The organism is Methanolobus sp. ZRKC4 (genome assembly GCF_045291305.1).
GTDB lineage: Archaea > Halobacteriota > Methanosarcinia > Methanosarcinales > Methanosarcinaceae > Methanolobus.
On record NZ_CP146983.1, the window covers coordinates 118,037 to 142,320 of the forward strand.

The window sequence follows — 24,284 nt, forward strand, 5'->3', positions numbered from 1 at the left end:
GTGATAAGACAAGTAAAACGGATGATAACATCATGAACACATTCTCACCTGTAATTGCCGCAAAGGCCCTCTGGCAGATGCGGGTAAAAAGAAGACCTTTTGTTCTCTCACACGCAATCAATTCCAGATGCAACATGAAATGCAGTTTCTGCGAATACTGGAAAGAAAGCGGGTCACAAATGGAACTCGAAGACGTATTCAGACTACTTGAAGAAGCAAGAGCCTTTGGAATACTTGCTTACAATGCATGGACTGTTGAGCCACTACTCAGAGAAGATCTCCCTGAAATACTTGCACATGCTAAAGACCTGGGAATGATAACCTCACTAATAACCAACGGACTACTACTGGAAAAGAGGGTAGATGAGCTTCAGAACCTTGACTATCTTTCAGTCTCAGTGGACGGCATATCAAGTTACAGGGAGATAAGAGGCATGGAATTTGACAGGATTCTCCCGGGCATTGTCAAGGCAAAGGAGAGCATGAAAAATTCCCTGCTCCTGAACTGTGTCATCAGCGGGAAAAATCTCGACGACATAGAAGAACTAATCCAACTCACAAGAGAACTGGATGTAAAAATATCCTTTGAACCACTTTACGAATTCGGAGGGATCGGGAATGACACATGGGAAAAGCTTGGCATAAGGGACATGCAAAAGTATCGCACGGTAGTTGACAGAATCATCGAAATGAAAAAAGAGGGTTATCCAATCATTAATTCCTACACATACCTGAAAATGGTAAGGGATCTGAAGACTGAATTTACCTGTCATGCCAATGACATCATACTGGACGTTACAGCCGATGGAAGCATTGAAAATTGCAGAGTCCACCGAAGTCCCATAGGCCATATAAGTGAAGGTATTGGAAATGTATGGGAAAGTACAAAAAAACTCAGAAAGGACACTGCACGCAATTGCCAGAAATGCCTTTTCTTCGGCTATGTTGAAAACAGTCTCATGTATAATTTTGATCTGGAAGTGGCACAACATTATGAATGGATGTAATATTTGAATTAATTAAATTGATAGACAATTCGTAACTATTCAGCCTGGCACGATTTGCCTATTGGTACTGATTTCATCGAAATAGAGATGTCTGCTCACTAACAATCTAACAATCAAAAAAGCAATCAATAGCAACAATCAAAATAAATGATCCTAATGAAATTTACGTTTCAACTTTTTGTCAAGATTGTTATTGATAGCGTTTTTATCAGGCTGAATAGTTACGACAATTCTTTTAATATAATAACGCCATGAATAATATAAAAGGTGGTGTAACATGACGAGTGATAAGAACTGCAGCATATTTTCAACTATTTCTTTATTCGCATTGATTGTCATATCCTTCACAGGACTTGCAGGTGCCGAAATAAATGTAGGGTTTTCACCGGCACAAATCAATGTTGAAGAGAATGAAAGTTTTACAATTGCAATAATAATAGAACCCGATACCAACGTATCAGGAGTAGAACTTGAACTTTCATATGAGCCTTCACTTATTAATATAACATCCATCACTGAAGGAAATTTTTTCAAGCAAGGTGGAAAGAATACAATATTCTCAAAAGGGAATATTGACAATGAACTTGGAACTGTCACCGGCATATATTCTGTTATAATGGGAGATGACATGTCACTTGAATCAGGAACTTTTTTGAATATCACGCTCGCTTCAAAAAACAATTCCGGAATCGCAGTTATAGAGATAAATAACGTTGTGATCACCAATTCAGCCGGAGACAGCCTGGAAGTGACTGTTAACAATGCAAAGGTGAACGTCGGTGATGTGGAAGTTGAGGATGTTAATGAAGAAACTTCACAGAGTCAGCAATCAGGACAGAACACACTGATACCTCTTGTATGTGCAATAATGTGCCTCTATTTTGTAAAGAGAAAATAAAACTAAGTACTGGACAATAGGAGTTTAGAGAAATCAAGGGTTATTCAGGACCCCTATCTTTATTTCATTTCCATTGCTCAAATGTAGTAATTTTGAAGCACTTCCCTGATTTACTGCTATCTCGAAAAATCCGTGACTTCCTATAAGCGATAGTACTCTTCCTTTTGGCACCTCACCATAAGTACTCAAAAATGGCATCTGTCGTCCTGAAATCGACAGGATACTTCCATGCGGTACATTTTTATGAATCTCTTCCCCGGGAATATTAGTAACTATATTGCCAAATTTATCGACATATATCACTTTTGCCTCAATGAAATCCTTTTGTATTACATAGCCTGAGAAATCAAGATCAACATATTCATCTGTGCTCTGACCAATGTCCTGAAGGTCCATTCCTCGGGAGATATGTGCGGCCGCCGGGGCAAAAATATCCCTGCCGTGGAAAGTAGAAGAAACATCCCCCAGAATCCCTTGATTCTTAATTTCAAAGACCTCCATATCCCCAAGCAAAGATGCAGCGGGAATAAGAACACCATTATCCGGACCTATTAAATAATGACCACCAGAACGTACGACTATAGCTTTTCTTTCAGTACCGACACCAGGGTCGATAACAGCAACATGAATGGTTCCATGGGGAAAATGCCGGACAACGGAATACAGGGCAAATGCACCCGCCCTGATATCAACAGATGGTATTGAGTGAGTAATATCAACTATTGTTACATCAGGGATTATACTGAGTATAACACCTTTCATAGATGCAGGATACAGAGATCCAAAGTCAGTTGTAAGCGTAATTACTGTCATAAGATTAATTTTGTAAGCCTAGATATAAATAGATACTCTGGAAATTCTAGTCAACCTCTTTTTTTAGACCATCGAGAAATTCAGGTTGCGATTAATTTTCCATCATACCGGGTTTTTGTACTGTCCACGAGAAAAAAACAGCTCGAATCGCGCCCCGTTACCCGATATACCAGTCTCCCTGATTCCAATACTAGTTATAGACAAAATCTCTTTAGAAAGGAAAAGTCCGTATCCTGAGCTAGAACTGCCTTTCTTGAACAATTTGCTCTTCTCTTCGATCCCAATACCGTTATCCTGAAATACGACCAATAAGTGATCTTCTTCCTCAACAGTGGTGATGGTGAGGGTGGTGGCATTGCTGTGCTTTATGACATTGTGAGCCAGATTATAGAACACTTTACTTATCAGTGGGTCAGTGAAAATCAAATAATCCCTTACATCTATATGGAAATTTACCAATGTTTTATCCAGTGGAACTATAGCCTCGGTCAGAACACTTCGGAGATTGACCCACCCAGGAGCCTGGATGCCAATCTCCTGGTAATCTTTTGTGAACATAATATGCCTATCAATAGACCTCACACTCTCCTTCATCCTCCGTAGCAATCCTAACTCTTCAGGATCCTTCACTTGTTCAATCATCAGGTACAGGTATCCCTCCAGAACCATTATCTGATTGATTATATCATGCCGGGTGATGGAGCTAAGCAGATTGAGTTTATTGTTTGCCTGCTTGAGAGCTTCCGCCCTCTTCTCTTTCTCGGTTATATCCTCAACCACACCGTCCATGAAAATCATGTTGCCTTTGGAATCGTACTGTGCCGAAAGAGTTAGAGAACATAAGATAGTTGTTCCGTCCATGACCTTGAACACCACCTTGCGATCCTTTATCTTACCTGTCTGCCTCAGCTCCCTCATTAATTCAAGCCGGTCCTCAGGATGAAGATAGATGTCTGTCGCATATATAGTAAGGAGCTCATTTTCATCATTGAAACCCAGCATCTCGCAAAAAACCGGATTCGCCTGAATTATATGGCCGCGCTTCCATGGTTCACTTCTGATAATACCGATGTTGACATTTTCTACCAGGGTGCGGTACTTGTTCTCACTCTCCTGCAATGCATGCATAGCCAGATTCAGCTCGCTAATCTGCTCCTTTAGCTGAGGATAATAACTCTTCCGATGAGAGGTATCACCTAATCCGATGATTTTCTTTCGGAGAATATCCTGCCTACTATCGTCCTTAGAGAGCCCCATGGTAAAGTACCTCTATGTCCTTTATCGTGGCGGAACGAGGATTGGTGGCCAGACATGGATCAAGGAATGCATTCTCGCAGAGGCACTTAATGTCCTCCTCTTTCACTCCCATATTTGATAATCCAGGCTTTATACCCAGATGGTCGTTAATATTTCTTAGTTCGAGTATCAGGCCATCAGGTCCACTTTTATTTGATGGTTTCTTACCAGAAATAATAGCCTCAAGGGCCCTGTATTTGTCTGGTGCGTGAGAATAATTAAAAGCAACTACATGTTCCAAAAGCTGGGCGTTGCATTCACCGTGAGGAGAATCCAAGTTACCTCCCAGACTATGTGCCATAGCATGCACTAAACCCAGACTAGCATTGGAAAATGCCAGGCCAGCATACATACTCCCCATCATGACCTCATTCCTGAACATGATATTTCCAGGATCATCATACACTTTTGGCAGATATTCCGCTAATATTTTAGTAGCCTCTAAAGCAAACATATCTGTTATCGCAGAGGAGGCATTAGAAACATAGGACTCAAAAGCGTGACTAAGAGCATCCAATCCAGTGGCAGCTGTCAGTTCTAGATTCATAGTCATGGTTGTCTCAGGATCTATAAGTGCAAGATCTGGCAACATGGTTTTGCTAATTATAGCGAACTTGCGTTTCTTCTGCTCATCAGTGATTATAGCGAATTGAGACACATCGGCAGAAGAACCGGCTGTCGTAGGAATGCATATTATAGGAGAAGCAGGCAGAGCTACTTCGTCTACCCCTTCCAGCCCCAGAACGCTGCACCGATTAGAGGCAACCGCACCTATCGCCTTGCACAATCCATAGAACTACCACCACCCACAGCCACGATAAGGTCACAACCTTTCTCCATGTAAAGCTCTGCCCCTCGCATAACCTCCGCAGACAGAGGATTTGGAGAAACTTTGTCATAGATCACAACATCTATGCCTGCTGACTTCAGATTATCCGCTACTTCCCCAGCCCAACCAGCTCTAAAAATACCAGGATCGCTGACCAAAAATACATTCCTGCCAGATAAACTGAGAACGTACTGGCTTATGAGATTTCGGGAACCATCACCGAAAATAATCTCAGGTGCTAAGAATTTACGGATTGGAAGAATCCCATGAGCTATATTGTGCACATTTTTGGCATTTGTCTCGATCATGCTACCACATCCCCCTGATTAAGTGGCTATCCAGCATTTCTCAGTACACCAGGAATCCTTTGTGCATTATAAACCATATGATACCCCGTAAAATATTGCGACATAAAAGTATAAAAGTATTGTCTTGCCAAAACAATTCTCTTTTTTAATACAGCACAGAAATACTCTATTGTGAAATAAAGAAAAAAACTAAAGTTACCACTTAGGAATAATGGTTGCCACTCAAAAATAGAGAAACTAAAAAAAGAAAATGAGAGAAAGTAATGCCGGAAGCATTACTTACAAAGATCGTAGTTCTGGTTTACGATTTTGAGTGCGCAGAAGTCACCGCACATGGTACATGCGTCTTCGTCTGCTGAAGCTCTCTCGGTTCTTATCTTTCTTGCGAGTTCCGGATCGAGTGCAAGACCGAACTGCTTCTCCCAGTCAAGATCTCTGCGTGCCCTGCCCATTGCAAGGTCAACTTCACGGGCTGTTTCCGGGTACTTGACCATGTCACCAACGTGAGCAGCAATCTTTGAGGTCTTGACACCCTCAACTACATCTTCAAGGTTTGGAAGTGCAAGGTGTTCTGCTGGTGTTACATAGCAGAGGAAGTCACAGCCTGCTGCTGCTGAAGCTGATGCACCGATAGCTGTTACGATGTGGTCGCGGCCTGCACCGATGTCTGATACGAGTGGACCAAGCATGTAGAATGGTTTTCCGCCACTCATTGCCTTCATAAGCTTGACGTTCATCTCTACCTGATCAAGTGGTACGTGACCTGGTCCTTCTACGATAACCTGAAGGTCGTATTTGTCGTGTGCTTTCTGTGCACATTCTGAGTTGATGATGAGCTCCTGAACCTGTGCCCTGTCTGTTGCGTCGTGAACTGCACCTGCTCGCATTCCGTTACCAGTTGAAAGAGTAACTTCGTGCTCCTTGAGAATCTCACAGAGGTAGTCGAAGTCTGCGTAAAGTGGGTTTTCCTTCTCGTTGTGCAGCATCCATGTGCTCATGAATGCACCGCCACGGGAACAGAGACCACCGTATCTGCCGTGTGCCTTCAATCTGTCAAGGACAATTTGGTTGATGCCTGTGTGGATAGCCATGAAATTCGTACCGAGCTTTGCCTGCTCCTCGGTTGCATACCAGAGGTCATCCTCGGTCATGTGGACAATGGAACCATCCCTCTTTGCTGCTGTAATGAATGCCTGATAGAGTGGTACTGAACCTACTGGCAGGGAGATTGCGTCACAGACAGCTTTCCTGATTCCAAGGAAGTCTCCACCTGTTCCGAGCTCCATAAGTGTGTCTGCACCAGCAGCTTCAGCAGCCTTTGCTTTCTTTACTTCCATGTCAAGATCAACGATGTCTGATGATGCACCAATGGATGCATTGACCTTTGTCTTGAGTCCTTCACCCATACCACAGATTTTGATATCCCTGTATGGGGTCATGGGGATTACAATTCTGCCTGCGGCAATTCCACGTCTGATAAATTCAGGATCTTTGCCTTCTGCCTCGGCAACGATCTTCATCTCTTCTGTGATCTTACCATTTTTTGCATCTGTTACAATTGTCATTGTTTATACCTCAGTGTTCGATGTACCTTAGAAGAATCAAATTGTATAAAAGGCTTGTCAAAAATCAAACTTTAGATAAAGTCAAGTTTACTTTATCAAAGGATTAATTACATTTAAATATATGGAAATACGGACCGCAACAAATGGCTAAAAACAGACACAATAAATACATTGCACGGAATAAGCACATGCTGTGAGAAGATTTGCTTTAATTCAAAACAAGCTCAATTGTTTTGTTTTACACTTGTATTTATTTATTTTTTGCTGCAAAACCAAGAGTATATGAATCAGGTCAGAATTTAAAATATGAAAGCAAATCTACTGGAAAATATGTATTGTTGAGAAGGAAGAAAGAAGAAAAGCATAAACTAAACAACAGTTATTTCTTCTTATCTTCACTCAGCGCCCTGAGCATGCGCAAATTTTCCCTATGAAGGGTAACTACAAGATCGCTCAACATTCCAAAAACAAACATCTGGAATCCTGCAATGATGAGAAGAGCAGTAAGAATGCTCATAGGTATGCGGGTAACTCCCTGGAACCACTGTATTACAACATAAGTACCAACTATCAGTCCAGATACAATGAAAATCCCACCAATTATGCCAAAATAGAACATCGGGTTATGCAATTTTGCCATTTTGTAAATAGTGGAACCGATCCTCCAACCATCCTTAAGAGGATTCAGTTTAGTAGCACCCTTAGAGTGCCGTGCAAGATAGGTAGTCGGAACTTCTTCAATCCGCAGATCCTTTGCAACACTTTCAATAGTGATCTCGGACTCGATCTCGAATCCCAGTTTTTTTAATTCAAAGGATTTGAAAGCTTTTTTGTTAAAAGCCCTGTAACCGGTTAAAATATCCTCAAGCCACACCCCATAGGCCATTCCGAACATTTTATTGATTAGCTTATTCCCGATTAGATTGAGACGGGTAAATGCTCCATCTTCATAGTCAACCAGCCGGTTACCCATCACATGGTCGGCCTTACCCTCAAGAACAGGAGCAAGAACCACATGAGCGTCCTTTGCAAGGTTCGTGCCATCCCCGTCAACCATGACAATATAGTCATTGTCAATGATTTCAAAGGCTTCCTGAATAGCCTGGCCTTTGCCCTTACCGTGCTGAATAATAACCTTTGCACCTTCACTCTCCGCAATATCACGGGTCCTGTCGGTGCTGTGGCCATCCATAACAAGGATATTGTCGAAGCCCTCGGCACGGAAATCTTTTATAACCTGCCCGATTGTGGCTTCTTCATTGAGGACAGGCAATAAAATACAGACGTTCTCGTTTGTCATTTTAAAAGAAATAAAAAGATGTGGTCTTAGAGCAGGCCCATACTGTCGAGTTGCTGCCTTACGACCTCAACACCTTGCTCACAGTTCTCCGGTGATTTACCGCCTGTGACCACAAGTTTACCTGAACTGAAAATGAGTACTACGACCTTCGGGTCATCGATGCGGTAGACAAGTCCCGGGAACTGTTCGGGTTCATATTCAATATTCTCAAGACCAAGACCAATAGCAATAGCATTCAGATTGAGAACTGCCTGGAGATCAGCAGAAGCAACTATGTTCTGTACTGTGATCTCAGGGTTGTCTATGGTTTTTATACCTATATCGTTGAGCTTCTTTGCCATGTTGCCTATGACAGTATGAACGTCATCAACATTCTTTGCCCCTGTACATACCACTTTTCCAGATGTGAAAACCAAAAATGCAGCCTTTGGGTCAGAAACCCTGTATACAAGTCCGGGGAACTTTTGCTTGTTATATTCGGCACCCTCGAATTCTGCCTCGATCTTAGTAAGATCGAATTCTTCTGCAAGCTTAGTAGATGCTACTACATTTTCAATCTTTATGTTATAATCTGACATGGTATATCCTCGTATTTAAAGCGGAGTTATATTCAGCAATTGACTATATAAACTTATACCCTCTCGTTTATATATCTTTTTAAATAAACCATAAAAAATGACATTTTGGAAAGATCTTTAGATCAAACTGCTTATTTTCAACTGTTCTCAAACTTTTTAAGTCCATCTATAACAGCGTCATATTTGCTACAAACCCTTTCCAGCAAGCTGCCATCCATGGCTTTGTGAGTTGGTACAAGAATCTCGGCACCTTCTGAAACTTCAACACCATCTGTTGATGTGCCGTAATCAGGAGCTATGACAAATCCATCTGCTGATACGCCAAGACGCAAGTCACTCACGATGCGCGCAACCATATCAGTTGCAGGCCTCACTTTTTTACTGAAAACAAGAGCTTTTGAAGCATACCTTTCCTTGAGCTCATTTATTGCTTCAATACTTGACTTTGACCTCTCAGGGTCAGCCACATTCTCAAGGAGTTTGATAGAATCAATAATATCATCAAACGTGGTTGAACTAACCTCAATTATTTCTCCGTCATAATATTTACTCACTTTTTCAATGTAACCTTTGGAGATCACAAGCTTATAGACATCTGCCAGCTCCTCCAGTTCCTCTTCTGTAGGCTCATAGGCATTGATTACCTTATAATCCTTGATGCCGCACATCCCCATCAGAGATTCATACATAGGAGTCACTCCAATAAACCTGCGCCCAAGCCACTTATTAAGACCACTCTGACCGCTCTGCACTTTTGATAGTTCAACTATCTTTTTCTTTACCAGCTCAGGATCATTGGACTCAAGCCCGAAATAGTCTGCGAATAGAGAAGTTGTATGAAGAAGTTTGGTCCTTCCGTGAGGAGTTGCCTCCACAAGACCCCTCTCCTTGAGTTCACGTATATGATCATAGGCCGAGTTACCCCTCATGTCAATCAACTCGGACTGGACAAGAGGTTGGTGATAGGCAATCATAGAAAGAGTACGAAGCATAGGAGCACTCAACTCCTTTGGAGCCAGTGGCCGTACAAGCTCGGCATATTCAGGTTTGACCTGCATCACATAGCGTTCACCAAGGTCAATTACCTCAATACCAGTTTCCCTGGAAGAATATTCTTTCACAAGATCAACTGCGATAGAGATAACATGTTTCTTTGGCTTGCCTATCAGTTTTCCAAGGGTTGCCGCATCAAGTGCCCCTCCGGCAGCAAAAAGAGCTGCCTCCATAACTTCCCGGTCACTCATAACTGTAAACACACCTCTTAAACAGCCTCATAATTTGCCCTGGCTGGATACACATATAGTTCGCCGAACAATTCTTTTTGTGTCAGCCATACCTTTTTTTCAGTAGCAAGGAATAAAAGGGACACGTAAGTCATTATGTTCTCAGATCGGTCATCGGTCATCAGATCAGAAAGCTGGACAAACTCATGCTCAGTAAATGATTCCTTTAACATTGCAGCCATATCCCTGACACGCCCCAGTATGTCTTCCTCGTGAGCTATTCCGAGTACTTCATCCGTAGTTACCGCAGACCTTTCTTCAAGTTTGCGGCGGACCTTACGGTCTTTCCTCCGGGTCTCGACCTTTTCTGCTTTCTGAAGTTCCAGAATGAGTTCCTGCAGTGTTACCGGGCGGGTGGCACGGCGCCGAATAGGAAGTTTGGGAACCGGGTATTCTTCAACATCATAGAAGTCCAGTTCATCATCGAACATGTCGAAATCGCCTTCCTCTTCTTCCTCCTGCACAATTCCCGTGGATTTCATGCGCAGAAGGATTGATGCATACAGCAGAGTCCTGCCGGATATCCTGAGATCTGTCATCTGCATCTGCTCTATGCGCTCAAGGAACATATCAGTCACATTAACGATATCGATATCCCAGGGATTAATATCCCCGTTCTTCGCAAGGTTCATGAGAATCTCGACAGGCTCGCTAAGCACATCATCAGAAAACTCCAGCAGGGATTCATCTACACCAAGTCCCCGGAGAGTTTCCATGAATCCGGGATCAATAGTGCATGGTAACGAAACACCAGCAATCGGAACAATTTCGGCTGCTTGAACCAGCTCCATATCTTCTGCTATTTCGCTCAACGCAACTTCACTCCTGTGATACTTGTTATGTTATTTTCCTGCATGGCGACTCCTATAGTCCTTTCCGCAGCCTCAATCATCGGTTTCCTAAGAGAGACTACAATGAACTGAGCATTCCTGACAGCCGTTTTCACGCGCTGGGCAACCCTTCCTGCATTGGCACCGTCCAGGAACATATCGATTTCATCAAAGGCATAAAATGGAGCAGGTCGGTACTGCTGGATTGCGAAGACAAAGGAGAGAGCTGTAAGACTTTTCTCCCCTCCGGACATTGCCTCAAGGCGCTGGAGTGTCTTTTCCTTAGGTTGGGCTTTGAGTGTGAGGCCGCCTGCAAAGGGATCATCATAATTATCAAGCACAAGTTCCCCAATACCATCGGAAAGTTCGTTGAATATCTCCTTGAAAGGCTCGTTGATCCCGTCGAATGTTGCCATGAAAGTATCTTTTTTGAGCTCTTCATACTGCTTAATTCTTTCAAGAATCTGCTCTCTTTCGGAAGATAGAGTGTCACGCCGTGTTACAAGCTCATTCAGCCTCAAATCCACTTCGTCATACTCGTCAATGGCACGCATATTTACAGGTTCTAGTTTTTCCATTGCTCTTTCAATGGAAGCTATCCTTGTGCGCACGGTCTCATAATTCGGAACTTCTTCGCTTTCCTCAATACCCCGCCTGAGCAGTTCCTCACCAAGTTCTCCAACCTGCTCTTCAAGTGCAGCCTTTGTGGCTTTCAGAGCCATCATATGACGATTACCGTCATCAACTCTGAGCTTTATCTTCTCAAATTCCTTCTTCACAGAAGCATGCTTCTCGTGCAGTTGAGCACGTTCTTGCTGTAATTCTTTTAACTTATCAGCAAGTTCAGTTTCACGCTGCTGTTTTTCCAAAAGAGATGCCTCAAGTTCAGTGATCTTATTCCTGAGGTCGGCCACGCGTTGTTTGTGCGTAGCTTTCTTCTCATCCATGGTCTTAATGAGTTCACGGTTTTCTTCAATCTTAGAAGCTGCATAATCCCGATCAAGATTCAACGCATTAACATCCGATTCTATATCTCTCACCCTGCCGTCAAGACGCCTTATTTCCCCGTCAAGCTGCTCTGCCTGACGGTTGAGTTCAGGAACTTCAGAACCTGCAAGTTTTTCTTCAAGCTCCCCGATATCCGCTTCTAAAGACAGGACGAGTTCTTCCTTTTCCTGTTTCAGGGTAACAGTTCGCTCCATTTCATCTCTGAGCTCCTTGCGTGACTCTTCTATATCTGCAAGTTCCTGAGCCTTTGATTCAATGAGCTGAGAGAGACGTTCGCCGCGTCCTGCAATCTCCTCGATATGCATCTCCTTCTTGGAAATTTCCTTATCATGCTCATGGATTTCACGATTCACCTGTGAAATATGACCCTCGATCTGATCAAGTTTCTTTATGGCAGTGCTTCGCCTGGAATCATACTCGGTGATCTTTTCCGCAAGCTTAACGAGCTTATCTTTCTCGGAAGCTGCAAATGACAGACCACTTGAACGTTGTCTTGAACCTCCCACCATAGCACCGCTTTTCTCAATAACATCGCCATCAAGGGTTACCATTCTTAAGCCACCCATCAGGCGCCGGGCATTGGTCATGGTGTCAACAATCAGCGTATCCCTGAACACATACCAGAAAGCAGGCTCGAATTTCGGGTCAAAATCAATAAGGTCCAGAGCATAACCTATCACCCCTTCCCTGTCAGAGAGGTTCTTATACGGCCTGCGTTGATCCATCTTGTTCAGGGGCAGGAAAGTGGCTCTTCCACCCTGCCTGCGCTTAAGGAAATCAATCGCACGGGCACCATCCTCGTCATTCTCAACAACAACAGCCTGCATCCTTCCGCCTGCAGCTATCTCAAGAGCTGTGGAATACTTCTGGTCCACACTTCCAAGCTCGGCGATTGTGCCGTATATACCAGGCAATCCATGATGCTTTTTCTCATTCATGACCATTTCAACGGCCTTAGAATAGTTACTATGGTCCTCGGAAGCCCTTACACGCACTTCAATGCGTGCATAATCCTTTTCATAGGTGCGCAGTTCATCCTCAAGGTCCTTAATAACAGACTGAATCTGGGCACGGTTACGTTCAAGGTCATCAATGTCCTTTGTCAGGGCATCGATTTTCTCATTAAGTTTTTCAATATCATATTTTACGGAGAGAGTATCACTGTCAGAGGACTGAGCTTTGGATTTCGCATCCTCTATCTCACTTTCAATATCCCTAACCTCAGCAGACTTTCTCCTGAGAGCATCCAGTAGCCGATCCTCCTGGCGCATAAGTTCGTTTTTCTCATTTTTTGCAAGTTCAAGCTTGGATTTCAATCCGGAAACCTCATCCCTGGTCTCCGCAAATTCGGCATCCACATCAGCTATCTTGCTCTGCAGGATCATCCTCTCGGTCTTACGTTCCGACATCTCGGCAAGAATACCATCCTTGCGCATGGATTCTTCGGATATTTTTAAATCCAGCTCTTCAAGCTTACCTTTGATCTCATCGATCTCCACAAAGGTCTTCCTTCTTCTGGATTCGATATCCTCCATCTCATTATCTGCAAGCTCAATACTGTCATTGCAGCGGGATATTTCACCCCTGATCTCTTCAATATCCTTCTTTATCCGGATTTGCTCATCCTCTCCCATCTTATGAATGGTGGATGTCATCTCTTCCAGAGCCTTCTCAAGCTTTTCAACATTGATCTTTTTGGCATCAAGATCCAGTCCCAGTTTACCAAGAACCTCATCCTTGGCCTGGATGTCATCAGCAACAGATAATAGCTCTACCTTTGCATCCTTGAGCTTGGCAAGGAGCACAAAGCCTTCGAACTTCATCTTCTCTTCCTTGAGAGACTGATACTTAAGTGCCTGATCCCGTTCAGCTTTGAGCTTTTGGAGTTGCTGGCCGACTTCTTCAATGATTATATCGACTCTTTCGACCCTTTCACGCACGATCTCAAGCTCGTTTATTGCCCTGTCTTTTTTGTTGTCAAACTCCGCGACACCGGCAATCTCATCTATAATCTTACGCCTCTCCCCCGCCGTCATGTTGATTATACGGGTAACATCACCCTGCATCACAACATTATAACCTTCGGGAGTGACCCCTGCTTTTGCAAGATTGTTGTGTACATCCGTGAGGCTGACAGCCTTGCCATTGAAGTAGAAGTAGCTGTAATAACCGGAGTCTGTTTCGCGTATTTTTCTAGTGATGGAAACCTCATCACTTGCAACCGGCATTTTGCGGTCTGTATTATCGAATTTGATGGTGACCTGGGCAAAATCAGGTTTCTTGGAACTTTCACCGTTATAGATTAGGTCAGTGAGCTTTTCAGCCCTCATGGTCCTGGAGCTGGAAAGTCCCAGAACAAAAAGGACACCGTCTATGATATTGGACTTGCCACTACCATTAGGTCCGGAAATAGTGGTAAAACCTTCAAAGAACGGGATCTTTACCTTTTTACCGAAGGATTTGAAGTTAACGAACTCAATTTCCTTGATATGCACGTGATTCCCCTTTTTTTATAAAAAAGATTATTTTCTTCGTGTGACGATTACCACAGCATCTTCATCTTCGCGCGCCTCGATTGTCTCATAGTTAGAGGATTCCTCTTCTTCTTCACATGAGGATTGACCTTCTTCTGCAACAATATATTTGCACGAAGCCATATCCTGTCGTGAGTCCTTGTCGAGTCGAACCTTGCGCTCATCATCGGTTTCTGCGATAATATATTCAGACCGGCATTCAGGTTCAGGCATTTCAGGTTGTTTTACAGAAGGAACTTCCCTTACATTGAAACGCATGTTTGGAGATGAGGATGGCTGGACAGTTCCCGAAGAAGATTCAGATTCATCAGACCTTATGGAAACCTTTGAATTGAATGGTTTTGCTGAAGGTGATGGTTCAGTTGGAGCTGAGCGTACAGAAGAAGGAATTGCTGAAGATGGAGGTACAGGCTGTGATTGTGACGGAGTTGCTGAAGGTGCTACAGGTTTAGGTTCCGGCCTATATACCTTTGCGTTTGATGGTTCCTTTACAGGCTCAACCGGTGATTTTTGCTCTACTTTCTTTTCGCAAGGAACGGGTAACTCTTTCATAGAACGTATCATTGATTTCTGGTCAAGAAGTTCATCCATTATTCCATTCAGGTTGCTCGTCATTGCCTGAACTTTCTGCTCAAGTTGGACAATGCGATTATTAATATCAAGGTCACTTTTCAGATCACTTCTTATTTCCCGGAGAATAGAATCGCGGAGAGTCGTTTTTATGTCCTCAATTTCCGCCTCTTTTTCCTTTAACTGGCGTTCGAGACGCTCAATTATAAAGTCCCTGTTTTCAGAATTCATTAAATACCTCGCAAATCCATTCAGTCCCTCATTAAGTGTTTCAAAAATCTTGTGTTAATATATGGGTAAAAGTATAATATACCTTCTGGTCGCCAGATGTATTTTATTCAAGCAATAAATAAGTATTTACTGTCAATTATCTTGCATATATGGCTGAATTATTTGTCACTGGGTCTTTCTCTACCATAAAAACATGATCTGCCGAATCAATTAGTGAGTCATCATGGGACACCACAAGAATCTGCCCCACACCGATATCACGCATCATATCTATCAGTTTTATAAGCTGTTGAACATGGCCCCGGTCCAGGAAAACTGTAGGTTCATCCATTATAAGCGGCGGAAGCCCGGCACCATCATGAGATGAAGTACCAAGTGAGAGCAGGCGATATATTGCACAGCGAAGTACCAGATTGAATAAAGCACGCTCTCCGCCGCTGAGAAGCTTGGGTTCAAGAGCAGTGCCATCCTTTTCGAACACCGTGAGATTATAATCTGCGTCCAGCATTACATGAGAATAAGCATTATTTGAATACATGAACGAGAATATTTCGTTTATCAGCCGGTCAAGCGTCTGTATATTGCTGGAACGCAGTTGCGCACGTATTCGCATGTACATACTTTCAAGGTTCTCAGCATCAGAATAAACAGCATTGAGATAATCAGCCCGGTTCTTTAGCATATCCAGATTCTTTTTGAGGCCTGAAAGTCGGGTCCTGTCATTTTCAGCCATTCCCTCTTTCTTCATTACCTCGCCTTTTTCAAGCTTCAGCCTATCAATTTCCGAATTGATCTTGCTAAAAGCAAAACTATAATCTTTGCTAAAAGATTCGAGCTCTTTCTTATCGAATTTTCCAATCTTCTCATCAATATCCTTTACAGATTCTTTTTTCTCCCCTATCTGCCCTTCAAAGAGTGAGATCATTTCCTGAATACCTTTGATTTTCTCATTCATCTGCCTTATTTCGGAAGTTATCTTCTCGAACTCTCCCATTATTTTCTGCATTTCCCGGGCAAGACCAAGGCGTTCCAGGGACTTTGAATGCTCTTTTAAGGTTAATTCCTCTTCCTGCCTTAACCCTTCTACCTTTATTTTTGTCCCGTCGATGGTCTTTTCCAGTACTTCCTTCCCGGACAGAAGTTCCTTTATTTTCAGCTCATCTTCCCTGAGGTGCAGCTTATACTCTTCAATCCTCTTGTTATCCCTGTCAATAGCCTCTTTCGCAGACTCGATATCCCTGAGAACAACATCAATGTCTGATTTACAAGCGCGAGCTGATTTGACCTTATCAACCCTTGCTTCAGCTTCGGCCTGCTTGACCTTAAGTTCAGATAGTTCTGCTTCCAGTTGCTTTATTGTTTCATTATCTGAAACACTGGACTGCTCCACACATGAACCTTTGAGTTCCTGCCCACATGTGGGGCACTTTCCAGCTGCCAGAAGTTGTTTTGATTTTTCAATCCTGCTTTTAAGTTCAGATATCTTCACCTTGAGTTTAGATTCCCTGCCATAGAACCTTTTTTGCTGGTCATTTACAAGGTCGAGAACCTCATCGATGTTTTCAAGTTTTTCAAGAATGAAACCCAGAGAAACTATTTTAGACAAAATATTCTTGTGTTTATCCTCAAGTCCTGCAATGCTGACTTTGTGTTTCTCGATCTCAGAATAAACGCCTTTTATTTTGGAGTCAGCATCTTTTGCCGTATCCTCAATGGACTTTATCTGTTTTTCCGAATCTTTCACAGACTGAGCAATGCTGAGAAGATCTTTTTCAGAAACTGCTTTTTTACTTTTCAGCTCGCTAAGAGCGTCCCGTAAAGAACGTTCAGCTTCATCCATCTGAACGATCAGGGATTCAATATCTTTTGAGTTAGCCTTCAACTGAGACTCTATTTCAGAAACTCTCACCTGTCTGGATTCAAGAAGTTCCTTATGAGAACGAATGTCTTTTGAAAATGAATCAATGGATTGGAATGATTTTGATTTTCTGTCAGTAAGCTCTTTTATCTGTTGTTCCACCGACTTTTTCCTGTCGGAGAGTTCACTTAACTCCGAAAGTTTTTTCGTGACCTCATCTATCAGGGAACGTGTGCGGTCCCTCTTTTCATTGAACGAAGCCATTTCAGAATCAATTTGCCCGGCTCTGGTCTTCAGAGTTGCCAGCCTACCACTGGGATCAGTATCCTCTACGAGCTTTATCTCCGCGCCAAATTCCTTGATACGTCTTTCATTATCACGTTGATGCCGCCCAACTCCAACCCTGGCACTTGAAGATCGTTCCCGGTATTCTTCCAGTTTACCAAGCCTTAGCAGGTCATCGATCATCTTCTGCCTGTCCTTGGGCTTTGAATTGATCAGGACATCAATCTCACCCTGCCTGATGTAAACGCAGTTCCTGTAGGCTTCCTCATCCATATTCAACAGTGACCTGACAGCTTCATAGGTGCGTGATGCCTGGTCGAAAATTATCTCCCCGTTCTTTTTGAGGATTGCACCGGTATTGGAGGCACGGCCTTTTTCCGGGTCGTTCCTGAAAGTCTGTTCAATGTAATAATCATGCCCGTTCTGCTCGAATTCAAGTAAAATGGATGCCTTTGTAGCACCCTTGCGTATGATATCAGAGAGAACAAATTCCTTATCAAGCGTTTTGCTCCCGAAAAGACAGGTAAAACAGGCTTCAAGCAGGCTGGATTTTCCACTGCCGTTAACCCCCGAGACTACTGTCACACCATCTTCGAAGGATAAATCCAGGTTTTCATAACTCCTTATGTTTTGGATTTTCAGCCTTTTTATCATCATAGGTAGTCACCAAGATTGTACTGCCGGGGTTTTACAGTTTCAGGCTCTGTTTTTTTAGCTTTGACCTGCTTTTTATCACTATGCTCAGCATCATCCACTACTACTGAGTCCTCAGACATGTCCATTTTTTCAGTAGCTCCTGTTTCCTTAGATTTTTTAACAGGCACTATATCGTTAGAATTATCAGAAACGGGCATATCTGTTTTTTCAGAACCGTCGGACTTCTGAACCACATCTATTAGAGTATCATCCGATGTTTTCTTTTCAGATTCGGTCACTGTTTCAACTGCATGACCATATTCAGTCATCGCAGACTCGGATACCACCATCGCTGCATCATCGGAAAGTACATAGGAAGCGTTAACAGGAACATATTTCGTAAAATCGATATTTTCAAGCAACTGTCCTAATTTAGACTCGGCCTCATCACCGACTCTTGTCTTCACTATACGTGGATCCCTTATTATATCATCAAGCAATAGACCGCCAGACGTAAGGTCCATTTTCTTAATCTCTTCTTTGACGACATCGTCCGGATCTGAGAAAGAGACTTTCAAAGAGGAATCTTCCAGTGTATCGACTCCACTGCGAAGATCCTTTATCCCCGGAACCAGTGCACCTCTTGACAAAAGGAACTTCTCTATTTCACTGAAATCCAGCTTTACCCTGACATCGCCTGATATTTCCACGAAGGCAACTTTCTCTTCAATGTCATGTTCCATTACTGCGGAAAATACATCCTCGTGAGAATCCGAATCTTCCGTGAGATTGACAGGTATGAATACAAATTCACGCGTCTTAATTGCACGCTTACTTATCTCAATACCAGTTCCCCCGATGGTGACTATATTGTAGGAGCGTGGTTCGCGTTCTGAAGTACTGTTCCTCTCGGTACTGCCACAGTAGGTGACCCATGCATCATTGACTGTGGTTATTTCTTGCTTGTGGTTATCTCCAAGAAGTACTGCATGCACATCAAAAGGAATAGAGTCAATTACCTCTTTTATGTCCCAGTCACCAAAGGCGAAGGGTTTTACGAGCTGGTGCATTACAAACAGGTTATACTTTGCATCGGTTGCCTTGTCATCAAATATGGAATAATCAAATAAGGGTATCTTTGTCTTTGGAACACTGTCAATACCATATAAGGCAAGCTCACCCAGCCTGTAAGGCTCTGTACCAAGACGAATTACAAGACCAAGGCTGCTGTAAAGGTCAAGCCACTGCGTACTCTGTTTGCTCTCATGATTACCAACGATTGCAAGGAGCGAAATTCCTGCACTTTTCAGTTTTGAGAACAGACCCATGGCATCAAGAATATCATCAAGTGTGGGATTCCTGGAATCAAACAGGTCACCTGCATGTACTACAGCGTCCACGCTCATACTAATAGCATCGTCCACCACAGTGGAAAAAGCATTGAAAAAATCCTGCCGGCGTACATCACTATGATATTGCCGGTATCCAAGATGTGTGTCCCCTGTGTGGACTATCCTTATTTCATCCATCAGGGATTATGATATGTATTTGCTGTTTTTAATTGTTTGGGGTATAGAAGCCAATGCCTCGAACATGTGAAATAAATACAACTAATATATTACAATTGTTTTTTATATAATTAGCTACTAATTATACAAAGGGCAATATGGACAAAAAAGGCCAGATAACTATAGATTACCTCATCAGCATCACTATTTTCTTGTTCGTAGTCATCTTTGTATTCAACTACACTTCCGGAATATTCACCCCTTTCATCTCAAATTCTGATGAAACTACGTTGATTGCTGACAGGACTTCAACAGCCCTGGTTGAGAATATCCTGAACGAAGGTGATGAAACTGTTCCTAACATGGTGAATAAGGCAAAAGTCGATCTGTTATTTGCAGAACTGGATGGAAATTACACCCATACTGTTGACTACCTTGGCTTGAACGGATCATATCTTAGATACGACCTTAATGTCACACTGGAAAACAAAACAGGGATTATCAACACTTCTGGGAAAGTAATACCAACCGGTGTCAATGTTGGCCAGACAAAAAGAATAGTCTTGTTGAAAGATATAAATTCAGGAAATACAGAAGCAACCATAATGTCATTTAGGGTGTGGTAATATGAACTGGAATATCTTTTATATGAAAAAGAATTCACACGCCCAGATGCATACACTTGAGGCGGTAATGGCAGCACTGATAATGGTTGGAGTGATTGTGTTCGCAGTAGAAGCAACCTCTCTGACACCACTCACATCATCAACTGCAAATGCACATATCGAAGCCCAGCTGCAGACCATTGGCCAGGATATGCTAAATGCACTTTCCTACACACCATCTGGCCACAACTCCGATCTTAAGAATGACGTACTGAGTTGGGACGGAACAGAATATGTATGGAACGGAACAGCATACCGATCAAGAGATTCCAGCAACACGACCCTTTCAAACAGTTCCCTTGGTGATATGTTCCTATTTATTGCAATCCCCAGAGGAATTGCACACAATGTCCATTTCGCCCGGATAAATGAAAATGGCATTGAGATGTCGAGTCCCTACATATATAATGGCGATCCATCCAACAATGCTGTGATCATCTCTAAAAAAGTAGTCCTTTCAGATTATGAGGTTGGGAACACATCTGTTTTTATGACAAATACAGGAATACCTGATGCTGATACAAGTAGTGATTTTTACAATATTGTCAATATCAAAATGACACTCTGGAGAATGTAAGAACATTGGAAAGTGATGGAATGAAAAAACTGGATGAATGTGGGCAATTACTCCTTGTTACAGGGTTTGCACTGGGAATCGGCATAGTTGTGCTTACCATCATGCTGAACAATGTCATATATGCCAGTAACGTTGCCTCAGAATCAAGTATTGATACTTCGCGTTACGAGATTTCAAATGCTGTCCAGATGACATCAGAAAGCTATGAAGATGCTTACAAGTATGCTATGAAAGATGGAAGTTTCAATAATACGTCCTTTGAACAGTACATAGATATGTACATAGAGATAGCTTCCAGAAACTACGCGATCTCAGGATTTACTTTTAATTGTGAGAATACTACATTGCATCAACCTTTTTTCACCCAAACTGGACTCGTGGATGGAAGAGATAATTGGACAGTTGCCAGTAACATCAACACCACAGATGTGTTTTTGCTGGAAATCCCCGACACATCAAAACTAGGAGATAGCTCTGACAGCCTGACAATAACAATTACGAATAGTTCCGCTACCCTATGGTCCATTGAACTTTACAACTCAAGCGGCATTATAAACGCCACTGTTTCAGATCAGTCATCAGTAATAGGAACATATACAGCAGCCACCCTGATCAACATAACCGGAAATAAAATTGACTCCAACCCTTCAGGGTCATTCTTTTTTTCAGATAATACAGATGGAAATGATTATTCAATAAATATCCTCCATGGCGGCAATGCAGTGGGATACTTCACATTTTCAGGAAAACTCAGTTCAGGAGAGGATTTTGCATATGCAAGGCACCGGGTGATCAATCCGACTTTCACCATGAGCTCTAGTGAAATGAATATGGTCCGTAATTTACCGGTATCGTTGCCAGGGAGAAACATATGACACTACGGAACATATGTAGCGATGAGAATGCGGTTTCAGTTTCAATTGGATTCATACTTACTTTTTCGATAACAGTCCTAATGCTTGTCATGGTTCTCAGTTCATTCTACAGCCTGATGGATCAGGCAGAACAAACCGTGATGCGTGACGAATTTGAGATACATGGAAGTGATATCGCTGTGCGTATTGCATCTATGGACACCATGATTGGTGCTGCAGAGAACTCCGGATCGCAGATCGGAGAAATAAGATATGAGCTGTCCCTGCCTAGCAAGATCGCAGGAAAAACATATTCATTAGAGTTTGTTAACAGCACCAAGGATATTGTGCTCACATCAGATGACAGAGATGAAACGATAGTAAAAGTTCCATATTATGCCGATAACGCAGTAGTCTATTCAACTACACTATATAGTCAGAAAAATGAGTATGTAATGACATACGAACCCGATAAAGATGCCATCATAATATTCTGAGCACATGGGAACAAAACAAAATGACAAGAAGAAAAAGATCAGTCTTTTCTGATGATGCGGTTACGGAAGTTCTGGACTTCATCATAACACTTGGAATGATGCTTCTGGCAATTGGAATCATAGCTGTTGTAGGGTACCCTTTGGTTGAGCATATGAAAGAATCAGGATATCAGGAGAACATCCGACAGAGTTTCTCAGTACTTACCCCAAACATGAATAAAATAGCGGCAGGTAAAGCTCCCTCCCAGTCTGTAGAACTAAAGATGCATGGTGGTATAGTTTCCGTCACGGGTAATAGCTACATGAATGTAAGCATGGACATGTGGAATGAATCCACGTCCTCAATTGAATCGATCTCGTTTGAAAGGCAATTACGTGCGATAGAAAATGAATACATGGACACATCGTTCGCCTATGAGAATACCGGCGCATGGGCCAGATATCCACAGGGAAGTGCAATTGCAATATCAAAACCTGTATTTGCATATGACAACAGTTCACTGTTAATACCCATGGTAACGATCACAGGCAATGAAGGAATATCAGGATCGGGATTGATCCGTGTGGTATCAAACGGTGGTCAGCTTTTAGTTGAAAGTTATAACAATGTGTCACAGGTTGAGATTACACTATCAAGCGATTATTACGAAGCATGGGAAAAATATCTTAATGAATCGATCGGAATGCAGACAACATATGTAAACGCAAGCAACATGACGATTCAGGTAAGAAAGGATTACAATCCAAATATCGATGTTTTCATAACAGTTTCTCCTATGAGCGTGACTGTAGAGTGAAATTAAGAAGTAAAATGGGTGGGTGTAGAATGAAAAAATTAATACGATCTGAAAAAGCCGTTTCATCCGTTGTGGGAATGATAATGCTATTGGCACTTACAATTACATCTGTAAGTATGATTTTTCTTTATGGTGTGCCAACAATATACGAAATGCAGGATATGGCAAATGCCCAGAAGGTGGAACAGGCATTCACGATATTTGATTCACGTACAAGCAAAGTCGCACTCGGAGAATCGCCAAGCCAGAGCACTTCCTTTTCTATGACAGGAGGTGACATAAAAGTTAATGGTGATAACCAATCCTATGAAGAAAGCCAGATAGTTATCATCTCTGTAGATATTGATGCTTCATGGTATGATGCTTTCAAACAGAACAAGGATAAGTGGAGATCCTGGGAGGACTATACCAGTAATCCTGAGATGAACGAGTTCAATGCGTCAATGGGAAGTATTGTGTACAGTGACAAAGACAGAGTTATCGGATATGAAGGAGGAGGAGTGTGGTCCAAATATCCTAATGGAAAATCGGTTATGATATCCCCACCTGAATTCCATTACAATGGGGAAACTTTGACACTTCCAATAATGAGTATAGAAGGAAATACCGCATACGATGGAAGATCTGATGTCGATATCACCGTCAGCTCTGACAACATGCCAACAATATTGTATCCGGATCCTTTAGATTCAAGAAGAACAAATCCTCTGACATCAGATAAAGTTCTCATCTATATAAAGAGTGAGTTCTATAACGCATGGGCGGACTATGCAAATTCCCTTGCGTATACTAGTGCTGAAACAGATGATGCAAATGAGACTGCCATTGTAGAGCTGGAAGTAATCCCTGCAATGGGAAAAGATAGACTGAAACAGGCTTTCAAGGTAGGGGCAGTAAACCAGTCAAACCCTGCACCAATATACAATTTCTCTCTTGACCTTGAAGCAAGGGCTTCTGCAGGGCTGAATCCCAGCAACTACAGGATAACTGCATCCTCAGGCACAAGGAAACTAACCTATACACTTGCGAAGAAAGGAGGTGCAAACCAGCTAATCATGAGTGTCATCTACGAAGACACAGCCACCGGAGGAGGAGTTGAAACATGGGATGGAATGGATATTTTCCCTGTAAGTGGCAAACAAGATGATCAGGCTGCTGAAGTAGACCTCTTAAGTCAGACATTTACCTTTGAGTACGACGAGAGCAGTGATTTTTCATGGGACAATAATAGTTCGTTAGGTATTGATCCGGATATCGCCTATACCAACGGTGATACGACATCACTCTACAACCTTACCCAGCATTACATGAAGCTCATCACAATGGAAGGATCAGTGATTTTCGTTCTAGATCATCCCGGCAGTGGAAAAGGCAAAGGAGGAGGATCAGACCCTGTAGATTATGATGAATCCACCCTGACCCTTTACTATGACGGCATGCCGGGCAGTATAACTTACCTGCATGTGAGCAGGAACGATCTTACAGCTACCCTTAAATGAAGTGCAGGAAATATAATTAATTTACAATTATCCTTTTATATAATAGACAACATATATA

General features: G+C 42.5%; 19 protein-coding genes and 1 pseudogene. 8 read left to right on the forward strand and 12 right to left on the reverse strand.

The window, feature by feature from the left end:
- Positions 1-32 precede the first annotated feature (32 nt).
- Both V7O67_RS00650 and V7O67_RS00655 read left to right on the forward strand, forming a co-directional pair.
- Complete coding sequence (locus V7O67_RS00650; protein ID WP_406670523.1) at positions 33-1,007, forward strand: radical SAM protein; 975 nt, start codon at positions 33-35, stop codon at positions 1,005-1,007.
- 277 nt (positions 1,008-1,284) lie between these two features.
- Complete coding sequence (locus V7O67_RS00655) at positions 1,285-1,905, forward strand: cohesin domain-containing protein (RefSeq protein ID WP_342303940.1); 621 nt, start codon at positions 1,285-1,287, stop codon at positions 1,903-1,905.
- 33 nt (positions 1,906-1,938) lie between these two features.
- On the opposite strand, the gene V7O67_RS00660 is transcribed toward V7O67_RS00655, so the two are convergent.
- The 12 genes and pseudogenes from V7O67_RS00660 to V7O67_RS00715 form a co-directional block, all read right to left on the reverse strand.
- Complete coding sequence (locus V7O67_RS00660) at positions 1,939-2,718, reverse strand: S-adenosyl-l-methionine hydroxide adenosyltransferase family protein (protein ID WP_342303939.1); 780 nt, start codon at positions 2,716-2,718, stop codon at positions 1,939-1,941.
- A 102-nt stretch (positions 2,719-2,820) separates the two neighbouring features.
- Complete coding sequence (locus V7O67_RS00665) at positions 2,821-3,975, reverse strand: PAS domain S-box protein (protein WP_406670525.1); 1,155 nt, start codon at positions 3,973-3,975, stop codon at positions 2,821-2,823.
- Positions 3,962-5,151: pseudogene (locus V7O67_RS00670) on the reverse strand (iron-containing alcohol dehydrogenase). Before V7O67_RS00670 ends, V7O67_RS00665 begins: the two are co-directional and overlap by 14 nt.
- 275 nt (positions 5,152-5,426) lie before the next feature.
- A complete protein-coding gene (thiC, locus tag V7O67_RS00675) occupies positions 5,427-6,716 on the reverse strand; it encodes a phosphomethylpyrimidine synthase ThiC (RefSeq protein WP_406670527.1) in 1,290 nt (429 codons plus the stop codon).
- 379 nt (positions 6,717-7,095) lie between these two features.
- On the reverse strand, positions 7,096-8,016 hold the full coding sequence (aglJ, locus tag V7O67_RS00680; RefSeq protein ID WP_406670529.1) for an S-layer glycoprotein N-glycosyltransferase AglJ: 921 nt from the start codon (positions 8,014-8,016) through the stop codon (positions 7,096-7,098).
- Positions 8,017-8,042: 26 nt separating this feature from the next.
- The gene (locus tag V7O67_RS00685; protein ID WP_406655716.1) at positions 8,043-8,594 is read right to left on the reverse strand and encodes a TATA-box-binding protein; all 552 of its coding nucleotides are present in this window, start codon (positions 8,592-8,594) and stop codon (positions 8,043-8,045) included.
- A gap of 137 nt (positions 8,595-8,731) precedes the next feature.
- Positions 8,732-9,838, reverse strand: coding sequence for an SMC-Scp complex subunit ScpB (gene scpB / locus V7O67_RS00690; protein ID WP_406670531.1), 1,107 nt, complete (start codon positions 9,836-9,838; stop codon positions 8,732-8,734).
- A 17-nt stretch (positions 9,839-9,855) separates the two neighbouring features.
- Positions 9,856-10,689 (reverse strand): segregation/condensation protein A, encoded by an 834-nt coding sequence (locus V7O67_RS00695; protein WP_406670532.1) that lies wholly within the window; start codon positions 10,687-10,689, stop codon positions 9,856-9,858.
- On the reverse strand, positions 10,686-14,210 hold the full coding sequence (gene smc, locus V7O67_RS00700) for a chromosome segregation protein SMC (protein ID WP_406670533.1): 3,525 nt from the start codon (positions 14,208-14,210) through the stop codon (positions 10,686-10,688). Before smc ends, V7O67_RS00695 begins: the two co-directional genes overlap by 4 nt.
- A gap of 27 nt (positions 14,211-14,237) precedes the next feature.
- Entirely contained in the window at positions 14,238-15,050 is an 813-nt protein-coding gene (locus V7O67_RS00705) for a hypothetical protein (RefSeq protein ID WP_406670534.1), read from the reverse strand.
- Positions 15,051-15,186: 136 nt separating this feature from the next.
- Entirely contained in the window at positions 15,187-17,850 is a 2,664-nt protein-coding gene (locus V7O67_RS00710) for an AAA family ATPase (RefSeq protein WP_406670535.1), read from the reverse strand.
- Positions 17,847-19,358, reverse strand: a complete 1,512-nt coding sequence (locus tag V7O67_RS00715; RefSeq protein ID WP_342303929.1) for an exonuclease SbcCD subunit D — start codon at positions 19,356-19,358, stop codon at positions 17,847-17,849. Before V7O67_RS00715 ends, V7O67_RS00710 begins: the two co-directional genes overlap by 4 nt.
- Before the next feature lie 137 nt (positions 19,359-19,495).
- Between V7O67_RS00715 and V7O67_RS00720 the strand changes: the two genes are divergently transcribed.
- Genes V7O67_RS00720 through V7O67_RS00745 form a run of 6 tightly spaced genes read left to right on the forward strand, consistent with a single transcriptional unit; the run spans position 19,496 to position 24,226 of the window.
- Positions 19,496-19,963 carry a hypothetical protein gene (locus tag V7O67_RS00720; RefSeq protein WP_342303928.1) on the forward strand — a complete coding sequence of 156 codons (468 nt, stop codon included), beginning with the start codon at positions 19,496-19,498 and terminating at the stop codon, positions 19,961-19,963.
- 1 nt (position 19,964) lies between these two features.
- A complete protein-coding gene (locus tag V7O67_RS00725; RefSeq protein ID WP_342303927.1) occupies positions 19,965-20,579 on the forward strand; it encodes a hypothetical protein in 615 nt (204 codons plus the stop codon).
- Between the two features lie 5 nt (positions 20,580-20,584).
- Positions 20,585-21,454, forward strand: a complete 870-nt coding sequence (locus V7O67_RS00730) for a hypothetical protein (RefSeq protein ID WP_342303926.1) — start codon at positions 20,585-20,587, stop codon at positions 21,452-21,454.
- Positions 21,451-21,930 (forward strand): hypothetical protein, encoded by a 480-nt coding sequence (locus V7O67_RS00735; RefSeq protein ID WP_342303925.1) that lies wholly within the window; start codon positions 21,451-21,453, stop codon positions 21,928-21,930. Before V7O67_RS00730 ends, V7O67_RS00735 begins: the two co-directional genes overlap by 4 nt.
- 20 nt (positions 21,931-21,950) lie before the next feature.
- Positions 21,951-22,727, forward strand: coding sequence for a hypothetical protein (locus V7O67_RS00740; protein ID WP_342303924.1), 777 nt, complete (start codon positions 21,951-21,953; stop codon positions 22,725-22,727).
- Between the two features lie 29 nt (positions 22,728-22,756).
- Positions 22,757-24,226 carry a hypothetical protein gene (locus V7O67_RS00745; RefSeq protein ID WP_406670536.1) on the forward strand — a complete coding sequence of 490 codons (1,470 nt, stop codon included), beginning with the start codon at positions 22,757-22,759 and terminating at the stop codon, positions 24,224-24,226.
- The last annotated feature ends 58 nt before the right edge of the window (positions 24,227-24,284 follow it).